This window comes from Acidimicrobiia bacterium, from assembly GCA_040881685.1.
Classification (GTDB): domain Bacteria; phylum Actinomycetota; class Acidimicrobiia; order IMCC26256; family PALSA-555; genus SHVJ01.
Map to the genome: position 1 here is coordinate 14,895 of JBBECS010000032.1, position 15,574 is coordinate 30,468.

14 protein-coding genes are annotated in these 15,574 nt (G+C 66.9%); 8 read left to right on the plus strand and 6 right to left on the minus strand.

Going from position 1 to position 15,574, the window contains the following annotated elements; all coding sequences use genetic code 11:
• Positions 1-56 precede the first annotated feature (56 nt).
• The 6 genes from WEE69_07235 to WEE69_07260 all read left to right on the plus strand — a co-directional run bounded on the left by WEE69_07235 (position 57) and on the right by WEE69_07260 (position 6,132).
• The gene (locus WEE69_07235; protein ID MEX1145082.1) at positions 57-1,355 is read left to right on the plus strand and encodes a citrate synthase; all 1,299 of its coding nucleotides are present in this window, start codon (positions 57-59) and stop codon (positions 1,353-1,355) included.
• A 165-nt stretch (positions 1,356-1,520) separates the two neighbouring features.
• Complete coding sequence (locus tag WEE69_07240) at positions 1,521-2,723, plus strand: acyl-CoA dehydrogenase family protein (protein MEX1145083.1); 1,203 nt, start codon at positions 1,521-1,523, stop codon at positions 2,721-2,723.
• 25 nt (positions 2,724-2,748) lie between these two features.
• Positions 2,749-3,390 carry a hypothetical protein gene (locus WEE69_07245; protein MEX1145084.1) on the plus strand — a complete coding sequence of 214 codons (642 nt, stop codon included), beginning with the start codon at positions 2,749-2,751 and terminating at the stop codon, positions 3,388-3,390.
• 2 nt (positions 3,391-3,392) lie between these two features.
• Complete coding sequence (locus WEE69_07250) at positions 3,393-4,589, plus strand: CaiB/BaiF CoA-transferase family protein (GenBank protein ID MEX1145085.1); 1,197 nt, start codon at positions 3,393-3,395, stop codon at positions 4,587-4,589.
• Positions 4,586-5,002 (plus strand): OB-fold domain-containing protein, encoded by a 417-nt coding sequence (locus tag WEE69_07255; protein ID MEX1145086.1) that lies wholly within the window; start codon positions 4,586-4,588, stop codon positions 5,000-5,002. Before WEE69_07250 ends, WEE69_07255 begins: the two co-directional genes overlap by 4 nt.
• Entirely contained in the window at positions 4,999-6,132 is a 1,134-nt protein-coding gene (locus tag WEE69_07260; GenBank protein ID MEX1145087.1) for a thiolase family protein, read from the plus strand. Before WEE69_07255 ends, WEE69_07260 begins: the two co-directional genes overlap by 4 nt.
• Before the next feature lie 2 nt (positions 6,133-6,134).
• Here the strand turns inward: WEE69_07260 and WEE69_07265 are convergent, their stop codons facing one another.
• From WEE69_07265 to WEE69_07290, 6 genes are all read right to left on the minus strand, one after another.
• Positions 6,135-7,526 (minus strand): ABC transporter substrate-binding protein, encoded by a 1,392-nt coding sequence (locus tag WEE69_07265; GenBank protein MEX1145088.1) that lies wholly within the window; start codon positions 7,524-7,526, stop codon positions 6,135-6,137.
• Between the two features lie 59 nt (positions 7,527-7,585).
• Positions 7,586-8,482 (minus strand): carbohydrate ABC transporter permease, encoded by an 897-nt coding sequence (locus WEE69_07270; protein MEX1145089.1) that lies wholly within the window; start codon positions 8,480-8,482, stop codon positions 7,586-7,588.
• Between the two features lie 14 nt (positions 8,483-8,496).
• Positions 8,497-9,429, minus strand: coding sequence for a sugar ABC transporter permease (locus WEE69_07275; protein MEX1145090.1), 933 nt, complete (start codon positions 9,427-9,429; stop codon positions 8,497-8,499).
• Entirely contained in the window at positions 9,426-10,502 is a 1,077-nt protein-coding gene (locus WEE69_07280; protein MEX1145091.1) for an ABC transporter ATP-binding protein, read from the minus strand. The genes WEE69_07275 and WEE69_07280 overlap by 4 nt, the downstream gene beginning before the upstream one ends.
• Before the next feature lie 65 nt (positions 10,503-10,567).
• Positions 10,568-12,253, minus strand: coding sequence for a CoA-transferase (locus WEE69_07285; GenBank protein ID MEX1145092.1), 1,686 nt, complete (start codon positions 12,251-12,253; stop codon positions 10,568-10,570).
• The gene (locus WEE69_07290; GenBank protein ID MEX1145093.1) at positions 12,250-13,344 is read right to left on the minus strand and encodes an acyl-CoA dehydrogenase family protein; all 1,095 of its coding nucleotides are present in this window, start codon (positions 13,342-13,344) and stop codon (positions 12,250-12,252) included. Before WEE69_07290 ends, WEE69_07285 begins: the two co-directional genes overlap by 4 nt.
• A gap of 425 nt (positions 13,345-13,769) precedes the next feature.
• Between WEE69_07290 and WEE69_07295 the strand changes: the two genes are divergently transcribed.
• Positions 13,770-14,252, plus strand: coding sequence for a hypothetical protein (locus WEE69_07295; GenBank protein ID MEX1145094.1), 483 nt, complete (start codon positions 13,770-13,772; stop codon positions 14,250-14,252).
• Between the two features lie 111 nt (positions 14,253-14,363).
• Entirely contained in the window at positions 14,364-15,572 is a 1,209-nt protein-coding gene (locus WEE69_07300) for an acyl-CoA dehydrogenase family protein (GenBank protein ID MEX1145095.1), read from the plus strand.
• The last annotated feature ends 2 nt before the right edge of the window (positions 15,573-15,574 follow it).

Here is a 15,574-nt window from a genome sequence, read left to right on the forward strand (position 1 = left end):
CACCGTCGATGCCTTCGGAGGCGCCGCTAGGCTGAACGGTCGGCAGAGAGGAACACATGGCCGACCAGCCGGTACACCTGCGTCACGGCGAAACGGAAGTCGATCTCCCGCTCGTTCGCGGCACGGAGGACGAGCTCGGGATCGACATCTCGAAGCTCCGCGCCCAGACCGGGATGATCACACTCGACCCAGGTTTCATGAACACGGGCGCGTGTGAATCGTCAATCACGTTCATCGACGGTGAAGAAGGCATTCTCCGGTACCGCGGGATCCCGATCGAGCAGCTCGTAGAAGGCCACCAGCCTTCGTTCCTCGAGACGTCATACCTGCTGATCTACGGCGACCTGCCCAACCGCGAGGAGCTTGACGACTTCCGCTACGGCATCCGCAAGCACACGCTGCTGCACGAGGACGCCAAGCGATTCTTCGACGGCTTCCCGAAGGACGCCCATCCGATGGGCGTGCTGGCGTCGGTGGTGAGCGCGCTCTCCACCTTCTATCCCGACAGCATCAACCCGCACGATCTGGACCAGGTGCAGCTGTCCATCATCCGGCTGATGGCCAAGCTCCCAACGATCGCCGCGTACGCGTACAAGCGATCGATCGGTCAGCCGTTCCTCTATCCGAACAACTCGTTGGACCTCATCGAGAACTTCCTCACGATGATGTTCGCGGTTCCCTCCGAGCCCTACGAGGTGAGCCCGACGGTTGTCCACGCGATGAAGCAGCTGCTCATCCTCCATGCCGACCACGAGCAGAACTGCTCGACGTCGACCGTCCGTCTGGCCGGCTCCAGCGACGCCAACCTCTTCGCTTCGATCTCTGCTGGCATCAACGCCTTGTGGGGTCCGCTGCACGGCGGCGCCAACCAGGCCGTCATCGAGACGCTCGAGCGCATCCAGGCCGACGGAGGCGAGATCGCAAAGTACGTCGCGAAGGCAAAGGACCCCGAGGACACGTTCCGGCTCTCCGGGTTCGGGCACCGCGTCTACAAGAACTACGACCCTCGGGCCCGCATCCTCCAGGTCACGGCCGACCAGATCATCGAAGAGCTCGGCACGACCGATCCGTTGTTGGAGCTCGCGCGCGAGCTCGAGCAGGTCGCGCTCAAAGACGACTACTTCATCGAACGGCGCCTCTACCCGAATGTCGACTTCTACTCGGGGTTCATCTACCGGGCCATGGGCTTCCCCGTGAACATGTTCACCGTGCTCTTCGCGATGGGACGACTTCCTGGCTGGATCGCCCATTGGAAAGAGATGATGGAGAACCCGGACACGAAGATCGGCCGACCTCGCCAGATCTACACCGGCCCGACCGAACGCAAGTACGTCCCAGTGGACGCGCGCGACTGATCTTGTTGGGGCGGGCGTAGCGACCGCAGGGAGCGGAGCACGCGCTGCGAGCGAAGCGCGCGTCGAACGTCCGGAAGGCGGCGCCGGGTATCCCGGCGCCGAGTGAGACTGCCAAACGGACATGAAGCGAAGCAGAAGTAGCGGACCGGGAGCAGCGCAAGAGAGATGGATCTGAAACCTACGAGTGACGAGGCCGCGCTGCGCGCCGAGTTCCGAGCCTGGTTACGGGAACATCTCCCCTGGGAGTACGGCAAGGGGCTCCCGCCTCGCTTCGACGACTTGGCCGACGAGGTGGCGTTCGGACGCGACTGGCAAGCGAAGCTTGCCAGCGGTCGATGGGTCGGCGTGCCGTGGCCCGAGGAGTACGGCGGCCGCGGCGCCGGCGCGGTGGAGCACTTCATCGTGACCGAAGAGCTCGCGCGCGCCCGTGCGCCCGAGCTTGTCGGTCGCATCGGCATCAACCTGGTCGGCCCCACCCTGCTCGCGCACGGGACCCCCGAGCAGCGGCAGCGTTGGCTGTCCAAGATCCTCCCGGCGCAGGAACTGTGGTGCCAGCTGTTCAGCGAGCCGGGAGCCGGAAGCGACCTCGCTGCGGTCGCCACCCGAGCGGTGCGCGCAGACAACGGTTGGGTCGTCAACGGTCAGAAGGTCTGGACGAGCTACGCGCAGTTCGCCGACTGGGGACTGTGCCTCGCGCGGACGAACCCTGACGTCCCCAAGCAGCAGGGCATCACCGCGCTCGCCATCGACATGCGCGCGGCCGGCGTCGAGGTACGGCCGCTGCGCCAGATCACCGACGAGACCGAGTTCAACGAGGTGTTCTTCGCCGATGTGTTCGTGCCCGACGACCAGGTGGTCGGGGCGGTCGACGCGGGCTGGCGCGTCGCCAACTCCACACTGACGCACGAGCGCGGCATCAATCCTCGCCAGCTCGTGATCCATGTGCAGCTGCTCGAGGAGCTGTTGCGCCTCGCGCTCGAATCCGACGCCTTCGATGATCCGCGGCTTCGTCCGCGACTCGCGCAAGCCGCGGTGGAGGTGCGCCTGTTCCAGTTGCACAACTGGCGCACACTCTCTCGAGTGGCAAAGGGTGAACCACCGGGTCCCGAGGGCAGCGCGCTCAAGCTCTACTGGAGCGAGATGAGCAAGCGGCTGCACGACACCGTGATGGCCGTACTCGGGCCGGCGTCGCCGTTGTGGCGTGGGGCGGACGGCAACCCGGGCGGTGGTGAGTGGCAGCGGTCATGGCTCTACTACCAAGCGTCGTCGATCTGGGCCGGCACGAACGAGATTCAGCGCAACATCCTCAGTGAACGCGTACTCGGTCTGCCCCGCGAGCCGAAGCCCGAGCCGGCGCGTGCCGGGTAGCGTCGTGAAACTCGGAGGAGTGCACATGCGCCGTACCTGGATCTTGATCACCGTCGCGTGCACGTGGTTCGGACTCGCGGCGACCACGGCCGCCGCGAGCGCGACGCGTGGCGTGGACGACCTGCCAGTGCTCCAAGAAGAGGACCTCGGGCGCGATTACCTGGTCTCCGGCGAGCCGACCGTCAGCGCCACGACGAACCAAGTCGTCATCGACGGCGACGAGTGCACGCAGAGCATCGGACCGATCCCAGATCTGGAAGAAGCCGTGATCGTCCTGTTCGGCAAGGAAGGCTCCGACACGCCGCTGTTCAGTGAGGCAAGCACGACGTTCGCCACGGCGCGCGCGGCGAAGGCGTCCTTCAGGGAACGGAGCCAGGGCGTCGCCGATGCCATCGAGTGCGGCACCGTCGACGTCCTCCGCCCCAATACCGAAGAGGTGCTCACGACGCAGACCTACGACAAGGTCCCATTCCCCAAGATTGGGGATCAGACGCTCACGGTCACGGTGAGTTTCGAGAACACTTCGGATATCGGCGTCACCGTGATGTTCAGGTCGGGGACCTCGGTCGTCTTCCTCAACTCGTTCGCCATCGGTGAGGGGCCCACCGTCAAGCAGCTCAAGGCGATCGCGAAGAAGGCGAAGAAACGCCTCGCCGCCGAGGCCTGACGTTGGCCGGTCCGCTCGACGGCCTGCGCGTGCTCGATCTCGGCACTCGCATCGCGGCGCCGTTCTGCGCGGGACTCCTCGGCGAGCAGGGCGCCGAGGTCATCAAGGTCGAGCAGCCCGGGAAGGGCGACTTCATGCGCGAGATCGGCCCGTTCGTGTCCGACGCGAACGGCACCGAGTACTCGCTCTTCTGGGCCGTGGAGGGGCGCGGGCGCAAGAGCGTCACGATCGACCTGCGGCGCGAGGAAGGCCAGGGGCTCTTTCGTCGGCTCGCGGCCACGGCCGACGTGGTCGTGGAGAACTTCCGACCCGGCACGTTGGAGCAGTGGCACATCGGACCCGGCGACCTTGACGAGCGCGTCGTGATCGTTCGCATCAGCAGCTTCGGCCAGGACGGACCCAACTCGCACCGACCCGGCCTCGATCGGGTCGGCATCGGGTACGGCGGCCTTTTGCACCTCACCGGCTATCCCGATCAGCCACCCGTTCGCGTCGGGGTCACGATCTCCGACTACCTCACGGGCGTCTTCAGCGCGCACGCCGCGGTGGCTGCGCTGTACGCGCGCGATGCCCGGAACGGATCTGGCGCCGTGATCGACGCCGCCTTGTACGGTGCGGTGCTCCGGATCCTCGAGTGGACGCTTCCGGCATACGGCAAGCTCGGCATCGTTCGGAACCGCCAGGGCAACCGGCTCGAGAACTCGGCTCCACTCGACAACTACCCCACCACCGACGGGAAGTACGTCTGCATCGTGGCTGGGTCCGACGCCAACTTTGCGCGACTCTGCAAGGCGATGGACCGCTCGGACCTCGTGAGCGAGCCCCGCTTCGCGCGCCTCGCCGACCGCGCCGAGCACGGCGACGAGATCAACGGCATCGTCGCCGACTGGACGAGCACCCTCTCTGCGGCCGAGATCGAAGAACGCTGCGTAGAGCACGACGTCCCGGTCGCAACCGCGTACACCGCAGCCGATATCTTCGCCGACGCCCACATCTCGGCCCGCGGTGATCTGGTGACGGTCGACGACCCGAGCGTCGGCCCGCTTCAACAGCAAGCACCGTTCCCTCGCACCGTCGGTCAGCCCGTCGTCGTACCCGCAGGTGCACCTCGCCTCGGCGAGCACACGCGTGAGGTGCTCGGCTCATTGGGCGTGAGCGACGACGAGCTCGATGCGCTCACGTCCGAAGGGGTCCTGTGAGCACGGCCACCCGCGCCGTCCACGACGCGCTGTTCCGACTCGACGACGACGGCGCGATCAAGCTCCTGGGCGGGTTCTCTCCGTCGAGCGGCAAGCACCACTTCCCGCTCCTCCCCGCCTGCCCGTACACGGGCGCGGACGACGTGCAGCCCGTGGACCTCTCGGACCACGGGACCTTGTGGGGCTGGACGGCAGTGACCACCGCGCCTCCCGGCTACGAGGGGGACGTGCCGTTTGGGTTCGGTGTGGTCGAGCTGCCCGAAGGCCTGCGCGTCATCACCCGGATCACCGAGTCCGACCCGGCGCGGCTGGAGTTCGGCATGCCCATGCACCTCGTCGTCGCGCCGCTCAACACCGACGCCGACGGCACCCAGGTCGTCACCTACGCGTTCGAGCCGGACACCTCGATATGACCGCCGGCGTCGCGATCAGCGGGACGGGGATGCACCCGTTCGGGCGCTTCGAGGACAAGACCACGACCGACATGGGCGTGGAAGCCGTGCGCGCGGCCCTCAGCGAAGCCGGAGGCCCCACGTTCCAGGCCGCGTTCTGCGCAACGGTGTACGCGGGTGTGGCCGCTGGCCACAAGGTCCTCGGCGCGCTCGGGCTCACCGGCGTGCCGATCGTCGACGTCGAGGCCGGCTGCGCGAGCGGCGGTGCCGCGGTCATGCTCGCGGCCGGGGCAATCCGCGCCGGTCAGTACGACACGGTCCTGGTGTTCGGGATCGAGAAGATGCCCAAGGGGATCATCCGGTCGTCCTTCTTCGAGCCGTGGCGCGAGGAAGCCGGTCTCGCGGCCACTCCCGCGTACTTCGCGTTGCGCGCCCAGCGCCTGATGCGCGAGTCGGGGGTCACCAAGGATCACCTGGCTCACGTCACGGTGAAGAACCGCATGAACGGCCTCGACAACCCCAACGCGATGTTCCGCAAGCCCACGACCGCGGAAGATGTGCTCGCGTCACGCGTCGTCTGCGAACCGCTGCACCTACACATGCTGTGCTCACCGAACGAGGGCGCCGCGGCCGTCGTGCTCCAGCGCGCGGATCTTGCTGGCACTGACGCCGTCACACTCTCGGCCGCGGTGCTGCGGTCGCACCTCCCCGGCTCGGTCCTGGGTGAAGCCACACCGATGAGCGGCATCGACGACACCGCCATACTGCCGCCAAGCACGTTGGCCGCCGACGCCGCGTACGAAGAGGCGGGCATCGGGCCGGATGACCTCGACGTCGTGGAGTGTCAGGACACCGACGCAGCACGCGAGCTGCTCGCGTACGAGGAGCTTCGGCTCTGTGCTCGCGGAGAGCAGCCCGGACTGCTCGCCGACAGCGCAACCGCGCGTGGCGGGCGGCTGCCTGTCAACGTGAGCGGCGGCCTGCTCTCGAAAGGCGAACCGCTCGGCGCGTCAGCGCTGGCGCAGGTTGTTGAGCTCACCACCCAGCTGCGAGGGAAGGCCGACGCGCGCCAGGTTCCTGGCGCGCGCGTCGGCCTCGCTCACACTGTCGGCCGCGGCGCGAACGCGGCCGTCGTGATCGTTACGCAGTAGCGCTACGCGCCGACCCGCGAGTTGTACTCCTGGATCCTGGTGCCTGCCGACGACTTGGCGGTCTTCAATGCCGCCTTGGGCTTCGTCCCTTGCGTGAGCATTCCTTCGATCGCGTCGAGCACCGAGTCGCGCACGCCCTGGTAGTCACCGATGACCGGACCCGCGGTCGCCGTGTTCTCCACGCCGGTGAGCAACTGGTCGTACGCAACCTTGAAGCCGGGGATCTCGGCCCAACGATCCTGAATCGCCGGCAGGTCCGTTGACGACTCTCGAATCGGGACGTAGCCCGTGCTCGCGCCCCAGTCGGCTTGTGTCTCGGGCGTGTTCAGGAACTTGAGGTACTCCCACGTCGCCGCCTTCTCGGCCGCCGACGACTTGTTCGACATGTAGAGAGCCGCGCCACCTACGAGTACGCCGCCCTTGCCGGTCGGGCCAGGCATCGGCGCGACGCCGATCTCGACGTTCGGGTACTGACCACTTCCGAGCACATCGACGATCGAACCGAGCGAAGCCGACGTGTCGATGGTCATCGCCGCGTTGTCCTCACCGATCGCGAACAGGTTGTCGAAGTTCTCGGCGTCGTTCGTGACGGCGAGGCCGGAGTCCACCATGTCCTGCATGAAGGTGAAGATCTCGACGCCTGCCTTCACATCGAAGCTCGTCGCAGTGGCACGCGACTGGCGACCGTTGCCGTTGTTCACGTAGGGCTTTCCCGCCTTCGCCAGCCACTGCTCCAAGTACCAGGGGTCGAGCTTGAGCGAGAAGCCGGCCTTCGTGACACCCTCGTCCACGATCGTCTGCGAGGCGGCCTTCACCTCGTCGAGCGTTTCGGGCGGGTCCTCGGGGTCGAGGCCTGCCTTCTCGAACGCAAGCTTGTTGTAGAGGAACACGGGGTTCGACACGTTGAACGGCATCGGCCACAGCGTGCCGTCGACGGTGTAGTAGTTGATGACCCGCTCGACGTGGTCGGAGAGGTCGTACTTGTCGGCCTTCACGCACGCCTCGACCGGGAGCACCGACTGCGTGTCGATCATCTGCTGGAGACCAGTGTCCTCGATCATCACGAGATCAGGAAGGTCGCCGGTCTGCAGTCCCGCGATGTACTTCGTGAGCGCGTCCTCGTAGGTGGTCTGGTTGACGATCGTGACGTTCACGTCGGACTGCGACGAGTTGAACTGCGCCGTGAGCCGGTCCAGCGCCTCGCTGTTCGCGGCGTTGGTTGCGGTCCAGAACTCGATCTCCACCGGAGTGTCGGCCTTCGCCAGCGCCTTCACGGGACATTTGGCGTTGGCTTGGCTCGGTGTCGCGGCGCCACCGCTCCCGGCTGGGAGCGCCAAGCTGGCGACGACGAGGGCCGTCGTGGCGACGACTGCAATCCGCTTGCCTTGGCGCATGCTCACTCCTGATTCGGTTGAACGAACTGCTTCACCGCGACATCTGTGCTCATCATGCCTCAGCCCTTGACCGCGCCAGCGGTCAGGCCCCTCACGAGCTGCTTCTGGAAGAGCAGGAGAAGGATGGCCAACGGGATCACGGCGAGCACCGCCCCGGCAAAGGTGACGTTGAAGGACTCGAGGTTGGTGTTTCGCAGCTGCTTGAGCCCGACCTGCACCGTACGGAGGCGGTCATCCCTCGTGACCAGCAGCGGCCACAGGTACTGGTTCCACGACGCCAGGAATGCGAAGACCGCGAGCGCGGCCATCGTTGGTCGGGCCAGCGGCACAGCCACCCGCGCCAGGAACCGAAGGTGCCCGTAGCCGTCGAGCGCAGCCGCGTCCTGGAGGTCCCGGGGAACGCCGAGGAACGCCTGGCGCAACAAGAACGCGCCGAAGCCGGTGGCGAGGAACGGGATGGCGAGTCCGGCGTAGCTGTCGTAGATCCCGAGGTCCACGACCGTGGTGAGGTTCGTGATGATCGTGACCTCGAATGGAATCATGAGCGTCGCCAAGAAGACCACGAACAGCGTGCGCTTCAACGGGAACTCGAGGAAGGCGAATGCGTATGCCGCGAGCGTCGCCGTCACGAGCTGTCCGATGACGATCATCGCGGTCATGATGAAGCTGTTCTTCAAGTACGTACCGAGATGGCCCTCGGTCCACGCATCGGAGTACGTGTGCCACTCCGGACTGGTCGGGAAGAGCTTCGACTTCGCGATCTGGTCGATGTTCAGGAGCGAGTTGACGACCGTGATGTAGATGGGGAAGAGCACGATCACGGCGAGCACCATGAGCAGCGCGTACCGACCCACGAGGCCCCAGACGCGCTTGGGTGGACCGGCGGACGCCGTGGTCACGGTTGGCGTAGCGAGCTCCGGCACCTTGGCCGCGAGCGCACCTTCAGACGTCGACAACGATCCTCACCCCCTCACCGCTGGTAGTGGACACGACGTTCGAGGAACCGGAGCTGGACCAGCGTGAGCACCAACGTGATCGCGAAGAGCGCGATGGCGAGGACCGCGGCCTTACCTGGGTTCCGCTGGACGCGCAGCTCCGTGTAGATGAAGTACGTCAGCACGTTCGTCTTCTTGAGCGGGCCGCCCTCGGTGAGGATGTCGATCTGGCCGAACGTCTGGAAGGCGAAGATCGTGCCGACCACGACGGCGAAGAACATCGTCGGTGAGAGCAGCGGAAGCGTGACGTTGCGAAACCGCGACCAGGGTCCGGCTCCGTCGACCTCCGCCGCCTCGACGAGCTCGTCGGGAATGGCTTGGAGTCCGGCTGACATCAAGATGAAGCTCAGTCCCAGGCTCTGCCAGATGGTCACGATGGCGATCGCGATCAGCGCCCAGCCGGGGTTGTCGAGGAACGGAGGCGTCGGGCTGATGTTCTTCAGGAGCCCGATGTTCGGGTTGAACAGTGTGTAGAACATCACCGCGGCCACGGCCACCGACGTGGCCACCGTCGACGAGAACACGGTTCGGAAGATGGCGATGCCCTTGAGCTTCTGGTGCGCCAGCACCGCCAGGCCGAGCCCGAACGCGATTCCGAACGGAACCGTCATAAGGGCGAACAAGATCGTCGTCCAGAGGCTGTCGAAGAACTCCTTGGAGCCGAGCACGTCGCCGAACTGCTCAAACCCGACGTACTCGCTGAGATCGGGGTTGAACGGGTTGGTGCTGTGCAGCGCGAGATCGAAGTTCTTGAGGAACGGATAGAAGATGAAGACCGCGAAGATGACGCCCGCCGGGATCAGCAGCACATAGGCGAGGCCTGCTTCCCGGAGCTTCCGGCGGGCGAGAGTGTTCACCGGCCTCGTGACCTCCGCGGGCCGCTCGCTCGCTTCGAGCGTGGTGGTCATGCGTCGACTCGGCGCCCGCTCGCGCTGTCGAACAAGTGGATGTGCTCGGGATCGGCCGAGAGCCGCAGGGTCTCACCTTCGTTTGGTGCCACGTCGCTGCTCGGCTGGCGGACAATGATCATCTGCCCGTCGTCGAGCCGGCAGATGATGTGCCGCTCGTGGCCCAGCGCCTCGACCACGGTGACCTTGGCAGCGATGAGACCGTCCACACCCATGCTCAGGTGCTCGGGACGGATCCCGAGCACGGCGCGGCTGATGCTCGCGCCCTTCGCCGCGCCAGCCAGGGCTTCGGGCAGTGGGATCACGAGGCTGTCGACTCGAAGCTCGTCGCCGACCAAGTCGCCCTCAACGGTGTTCATCGGTGGGTTCCCTATGAAGCGCGCCACGAACAGGTTGGCTGGCTTGGCATACACGTCGCTGGGCGCATCGACTTGCTGGAGCACGCCTTTGTCGAGGATCGCGATGCGATGCCCCATCGTCATCGCCTCGACCTGGTCGTGGGTGACGTAGATGACCGTCGCGTTCAGCCGGCGCTGGAGCTCGATGAGCTCGGCGCGCGTCTGGACGCGAAGCTTCGCATCGAGATTCGAGAGCGGCTCGTCCATGAGGAAGGCCTCGGGGCTGCGCACGACCGCTCGCGCAAGGGCGACTCGTTGGCGCTGCCCCCCGGAGAGCTCGGCCGGCTTCCGATCGAGCAGATCCTCGAGTCCGAGCATGCGCGCCGCTTCGTTGACCTGCTGTTCACGTTCGTCCTTCGGAACGTTGCGCGACTTCAGGGGGAACTCGATGTTCCGCTTCACCGTCATGTGCGGGTAGAGCGCGTAGCTCTGGAACACCATCGCGATGTCACGATCCTTCGGGGCGACGTCGTTCACCACGCGGTCGCCGATCTGGATCGTGCCCTCGGACGGCTCCTCGAGTCCGGCGATCATGCGCAGGGCTGTGCTCTTGCCGCAGCCTGACGGTCCGAGCAGGACGAGGAACTCATGGTCGTGCACCTCCAGCGTGAGGTTGTTGACCGCGACCATGTCGCCGAAGCGTCTGGTGACCCCCGCGAGCGCTACGCGACTCATGTGTCATCGCCCCCCTTGCTGGTTGCGACGGCACACTACGACGATCCGCGTCGCCGTCGCAGGGGTCACCGGTCGCGCAAGAACCACCCCTGGGGATCCCAACCGCGGAGCGCCGCAAGTTCATCGGCTGTTGGGGCGGCGTTCTCCCCGATGTCGGGTGCGACGGCGAGGTCCCAGCCGCACGCGGCTTTCGCCGCGGCCACGCGGTCGTGAATGGGAGCCGGACCTGCGGGCACGGTCGTCAACACCAGCTCGCCCTCGGGATCGGCCTTCTCGAGCGTGCCGAGATCCGTGACCAGCGCGCGCACCGCGCGCCCGGGCGACGTGATGTACCCGCACTCGGGCGGCGTGCGGTCGGGTGCGAGGAGCGCTACCACGATCGCTTCGGCGCAGACCGACGCGACGTCGTTGCCGCCACCCGAGCCGACGAGGAACGGACCGTCGGGGATGAGCGTGGAGTTCACGTTGCCGTGACGGTCAACCTGCGCGCCGCCGAGACACGCGAGCGTCGTCGTCCCGGCGCCACCGACCAACGCTCCGAGCACGGACGACGCGTCGGTGAGCATTTTCGAGCGCGGAAAGTTGCGGTGGTTCAGGACAAACGGATCGGCAGGCGTCGGGGAGTACCCCCACAACCCGATCTCGGCCGTGAGCTCGACCAGACTTCCCGCTTCACGCGACTTGGCCACACCCAGCCACGCGGCAAGGTTGGCGACTCCGGCACCTGCGAGGACCGCGTCGGCGCCGATCGCCGACACTCGCTCCGCGAGGTGGCGTGCGGCCCACACCGCGGCCAGCTCCCAGCGGTTCGGCGGCGCGTCGAGATCGGGGACGTGGGCCGATTGATCAGCACGCCACGACTCGGCGTCCGCCTTCTCGCGCAAGTGCGCGATCCGCTCGGTGCCGAGACGCGTGAGATATTCGTCCTGGGAGTCGACCTCGTGGACCCAATGACGGATCCAGTCGTCGAAGTCGTCGCGGCGCGTGGCCGCACGGGTCTCGACCCAGAAGTCGTAGTCCTCGCCGTAGCCGTCGACGGGAAGCGCGCCGGTGAACAAGCCGCCCGGGTGTGCGCCCATCGGCGCTTCACACACCGCCAGCACGCGGTGAGCCGGGATACGCACGAGATGCGACCACGGAGTGAGGTCGTCGACGATCCGCTCGACGGTGACGATCGCTCCCCGCTGGGCACCGAGCGCACCCCACACGTTTTCGAGCAGTGGCGGGTGGATCGCCACGTTCCCGTCCCGATCGGCCACCGGCGCGTGCAGCAGCGCGACATCAGCCGCTAATGGTGCAAGCAGACCGATCTCGCCGAAGGGAGTCTGGACACGCTCGTACGCGTCGTTGGCCTCCATTGACGAGCCCGCGATCGACCGCGTGACCACTGCAGGAAGGTTCCGCGCCGCGGCTTCGAGCCGCTGCGAGAAAGCGAGGAAGGACCAATGCTCGACCTCCACCTCGCCGCGTTGGTACGCGCCGGCGAAGATCGGGTTGGGCGTGAAGTTGGGGAAGGTGTCACCCGAGTAGCCGGTGATCACCTTTCGGACGAGCCCACCACGGAAGAACAACGTGCCGAGACTCGACAGACTCAGCATCACGAGCGTGAAGCCCGGATCGCGCCCCCACCATTGACGGATCAGCTCGCGAGCCGCGGCCGTCCAACGCGTGTGGCCTACGAGCACGTGCAGCGTGTCGCCGGCACGCACATGATCGGCGATGGCGTCGCGCAGAGACGCCTGTTTGGTCACACTGGGTCGAGGACGAGGTCGGCGAGGCGCTGTCGCTGCCAGCCCTGGTAGCCGAGCATCGTGTCGTTCTGCTTCGCACGCTTGAAGTAGAAGTGCGCGTCGCAGTCCCACGTGAATCCCACTCCCCCGTGGATCTGAATGTCTTCGCCACTCACGAAGACGGCGGCTTCGGCTCCCGCGCTCTTGGCCATCGCGACCGCGTGCTCGCGCGCCGGGTCATCGACGTCGGACGCCCACGCGGCGTAGTGCGCTCCCACTCGCGCGAGCTCGAGCCGGTGCAGCATGTCGACGGCCTTGTGGCGGATCGCCTGGAACGACGCGATGGGCCGGTCGAACTGCACGCGAACCTTCGCGTACTCGATGGCGAGGTGGAGGGCGGCTTCGGATCCACCCACGAGCTCAGCCGCCAGCATCACCGATGCATCGTCGACGATGCGTCGCCAGGGCACGGTGTGATCGCCTTGGGGGCCGATCGGCTCCACCGGCGTGTCCTCGAGCACAAGGCGCGCCGCCTTACGCGTGGGGTCGAGCGTCTCGACCGGTTCGCACTCGGGCGCCTGGAGGAGGAACGAACCCAACCCTTCCTCGATGCGCGCCACGACGATCACCCAGTCGGCCGTGTGCCCGTCCAGCACTAGCGGCTTGTTCCCGTTGAGGATCCAGGTCGCGCCCTTGCGCCGGGCACGGGTCCGCACCCGGTCGACGGGATCGCCGTGACCCTGCTCCTCGAGTGCCACCGTGCCGCGCAACGTGCCATCGGCAAGTGGAGCGAGGAGCTCGTCGGCTCCCAGATGCCGTGCCGCGAGGGTGGCGAGCACGGCCGACGAGAAGAACGGTCCCGGGAACGGAAGGCGACCCATCTCCTCCATCACGACGACCATGTCGACGAGTCCGAGGCCGAGTCCGCCTTGCGCTTCGGGCACGAGCAGTCCGGGCCAGCCCATCTCGGCGATGCGGCCCCAGAGCTCGTCGGTGAAGCCGCGCGCGTCGTCGGCCATCGCGCGTACGTAGGAGCTCGGCGCTTCGTTGCTCAGGAACGCGCGCACCGTGTCGCGCAGCGCATCCTGATCGGCGGAAAACGTGAAATCCATACTCTTCGCTCGCTCCCTGCGAGCGGGGATACCCCGCTCGCGGTCGTTCGCTCGCTGGCGAGCTCCCTTCGGTCGCCGCGCGCGCGACACATCACGACTAGCCGGCCGCCATGCTCTAGGAGCCGAGGGGACGTTAGTCCTTCGCGGCTCTGCGCCGGTAACCTGTCCGGACCTTGGATCGCTTTGCACCGAACGAACCACCTCCGCGCGCCCAGGGTCCTCCGCCGTCGCGCCGCATGCCCGGTGTGCCCGCGCCAGGACCGTGGATGCCCGACGCGCCCGCGCCCGGGCGTCGCTCGCCCCGCGCGCCGATGCCTGGAGCGCGTTCGCCGTATCCACCGCGCGCGCGGCCGTCCGGGCCACCGCGAAGGGGCGCTCGTCCGCCGGGCCAGCGGAGCCAACCGCCTCGAGGGCCGGGACGACCGATGCGCCCGACACGACCACCGGTGCACCCGCCCGCGTTCAACGCCATCGTGCTGGTCATCATCCTGGTTGTCGCGGTCGCCGTGGGTGCCTGGTACTTCCTCCTCCGCGGTGGCGAGCAGAGCGAGTTTCTCCGTGCACACGAGCGGTTCGTAGCCGCCGAGCACGTGGCGGAGGATGCGATGCCGAAGGTCACACGGTTCATCGAGCTCGAGGAGTTCGATGCCACGGTGCTGGCCCAGATCGACGTCATGGAGCGCCAGGCAGAGGTCTTCCAACGGCTCGCCGATGAGGGCGACGACGAGAAGGCTCAGCAGGCCCAAGAAGCCGCGGCCGCGGCCGAGCGGGTGATCACGGCGACGCGGGCATACTCCTATGCGTTGCTGCGCCGGCGGTTGACCCAGACCGCCGCGGCGGTGGTCGAGATGCAGGCCGGCGTGGTCGAGCTCGACCGCCTCGCTACCGAGTGGAACAACCTCCAATGATCGGGAAGGCGTGGACTGGATGATCGACATGCGGCGACCCTAAGGTCGCTCGCCAGCGAGCGAACGGCCGCGAGCGGGGTATCCCCGCTCGCAGAGAGCGAGCGAGTGGAGATGGACTTCGCCTACACGCCTGAGGATGTCGCGTTCCGGAACGAGCTGTGCGAGTGGCTCGACGAGAACCTGCCCAAGTTCCTCGCCGACTGGACGAGCGACGACGATCCCGGCGGGGGTCGGCTCGCCGCCATCGGTCGCACGCAGGAGCGCCGGCGCGACTGGCAACGACGACTGAACGACGGGAACTGGGCGGCCATCAATTGGCCCAAGGACTGGGGCGGCCGCGAAGCCACACCCGCGCAGAACGTGATCTACGCCGAGGAAATGGCGCGAGTCCGCGCTCCTGGCATCTACAACGCGAACGGTCTCTGGCAGATCGGACCGATGATCATCACGTGGGGTACGGAGGAGCAGCAGCAGCGCTGGCTGCCCGGCATCCTCTCGGCCGACGTGCACTGGTGCCAGGGCTTCAGCGAGCCCCAAGCCGGTTCCGACCTGGCCAACCTCCGCACCACGGCGATCCGCGACGGTGACGAGTACATCATCAACGGTCAGAAGATCTGGATCTCGACCGCGCACTTCGCGAAGTGGGGCTTGTTCCTCTTCCGCACCGATCCCGGCGCGATCGAGCGTGGTGCAAAGCACGAGGGCATCACCGCGTTCATCGTCGACATGGAGACCGAAGGCGTGGAGTGCCGGCCGATCCGAGACATCACCGGCGAGGAGATGTTCAACGAGGTCTGGTTCACCGACGCTCGCATCCCCGCAACCGACCGACTCGGCGAAGAAGGCGCGGGCTGGCAGGTCGCGATGGGAACGCTCGGTCGGGAGCGCGTGGGCACGGCGGGTCAAGCCATCACGATGGCCGCCGACTTGCGCGCCATGATCTCGGCGGCGCGTGCAGTCAACCCGGACTCCCTTGACGACCCCAGCATCCGCGAGCGCATCGCGCGGCTCTACACCGAGATCGAGCTCACGAAGCTGCTCAACTACCGGGCGCTCACGAAGATCATCAAGGGCCAGAAGAACTGGCCCGAGGTCCCGCTCGCGAAGCTGCAGTGGAGCTACCTCGCCCAGGCGCTGGCCGAGCTTGCGCTCGACCTGCTCGGGCCGAACGGGTTGCTGGCGAAGGGCTCGGCCGACACGGTCGACGGCGGCTCGTGGACACGCTCGTACAGCTTCCAGCGGTACACGACGATCGGCGCGGGCGCGACCGAGGTGCAGAAGAACATCATCGCCGACCGCGCGCTCCTGCCTCGTAAGTAGAG

Bases quoted from the DNA above. Each gene is read 5' to 3' on its own strand.
- WEE69_07235 (MEX1145082.1), top strand. From the start codon at position 57: ATGGCCGACCAGCCGGTACACCTGCGTCACGGCGAAACGGAAGTCGAT.
- WEE69_07240 (MEX1145083.1), top strand. From the start codon at position 1,521: ATGGATCTGAAACCTACGAGTGACGAGGCCGCGCTGCGCGCCGAGTTC.
- WEE69_07245 (MEX1145084.1), top strand. From the start codon at position 2,749: ATGCGCCGTACCTGGATCTTGATCACCGTCGCGTGCACGTGGTTCGGA.
- WEE69_07260 (MEX1145087.1), top strand. From the start codon at position 4,999: ATGACCGCCGGCGTCGCGATCAGCGGGACGGGGATGCACCCGTTCGGG.
- WEE69_07265 (MEX1145088.1), bottom strand. From the start codon at position 7,526: ATGCGCCAAGGCAAGCGGATTGCAGTCGTCGCCACGACGGCCCTCGTC.
- WEE69_07275 (MEX1145090.1), bottom strand. From the start codon at position 9,429: ATGACCACCACGCTCGAAGCGAGCGAGCGGCCCGCGGAGGTCACGAGG.
- WEE69_07280 (MEX1145091.1), bottom strand. From the start codon at position 10,502: ATGAGTCGCGTAGCGCTCGCGGGGGTCACCAGACGCTTCGGCGACATG.
- WEE69_07290 (MEX1145093.1), bottom strand. From the start codon at position 13,344: ATGGATTTCACGTTTTCCGCCGATCAGGATGCGCTGCGCGACACGGTG.
- WEE69_07295 (MEX1145094.1), top strand. From the start codon at position 13,770: ATGCGCCCGACACGACCACCGGTGCACCCGCCCGCGTTCAACGCCATC.
- WEE69_07300 (MEX1145095.1), top strand. From the start codon at position 14,364: ATGGACTTCGCCTACACGCCTGAGGATGTCGCGTTCCGGAACGAGCTG.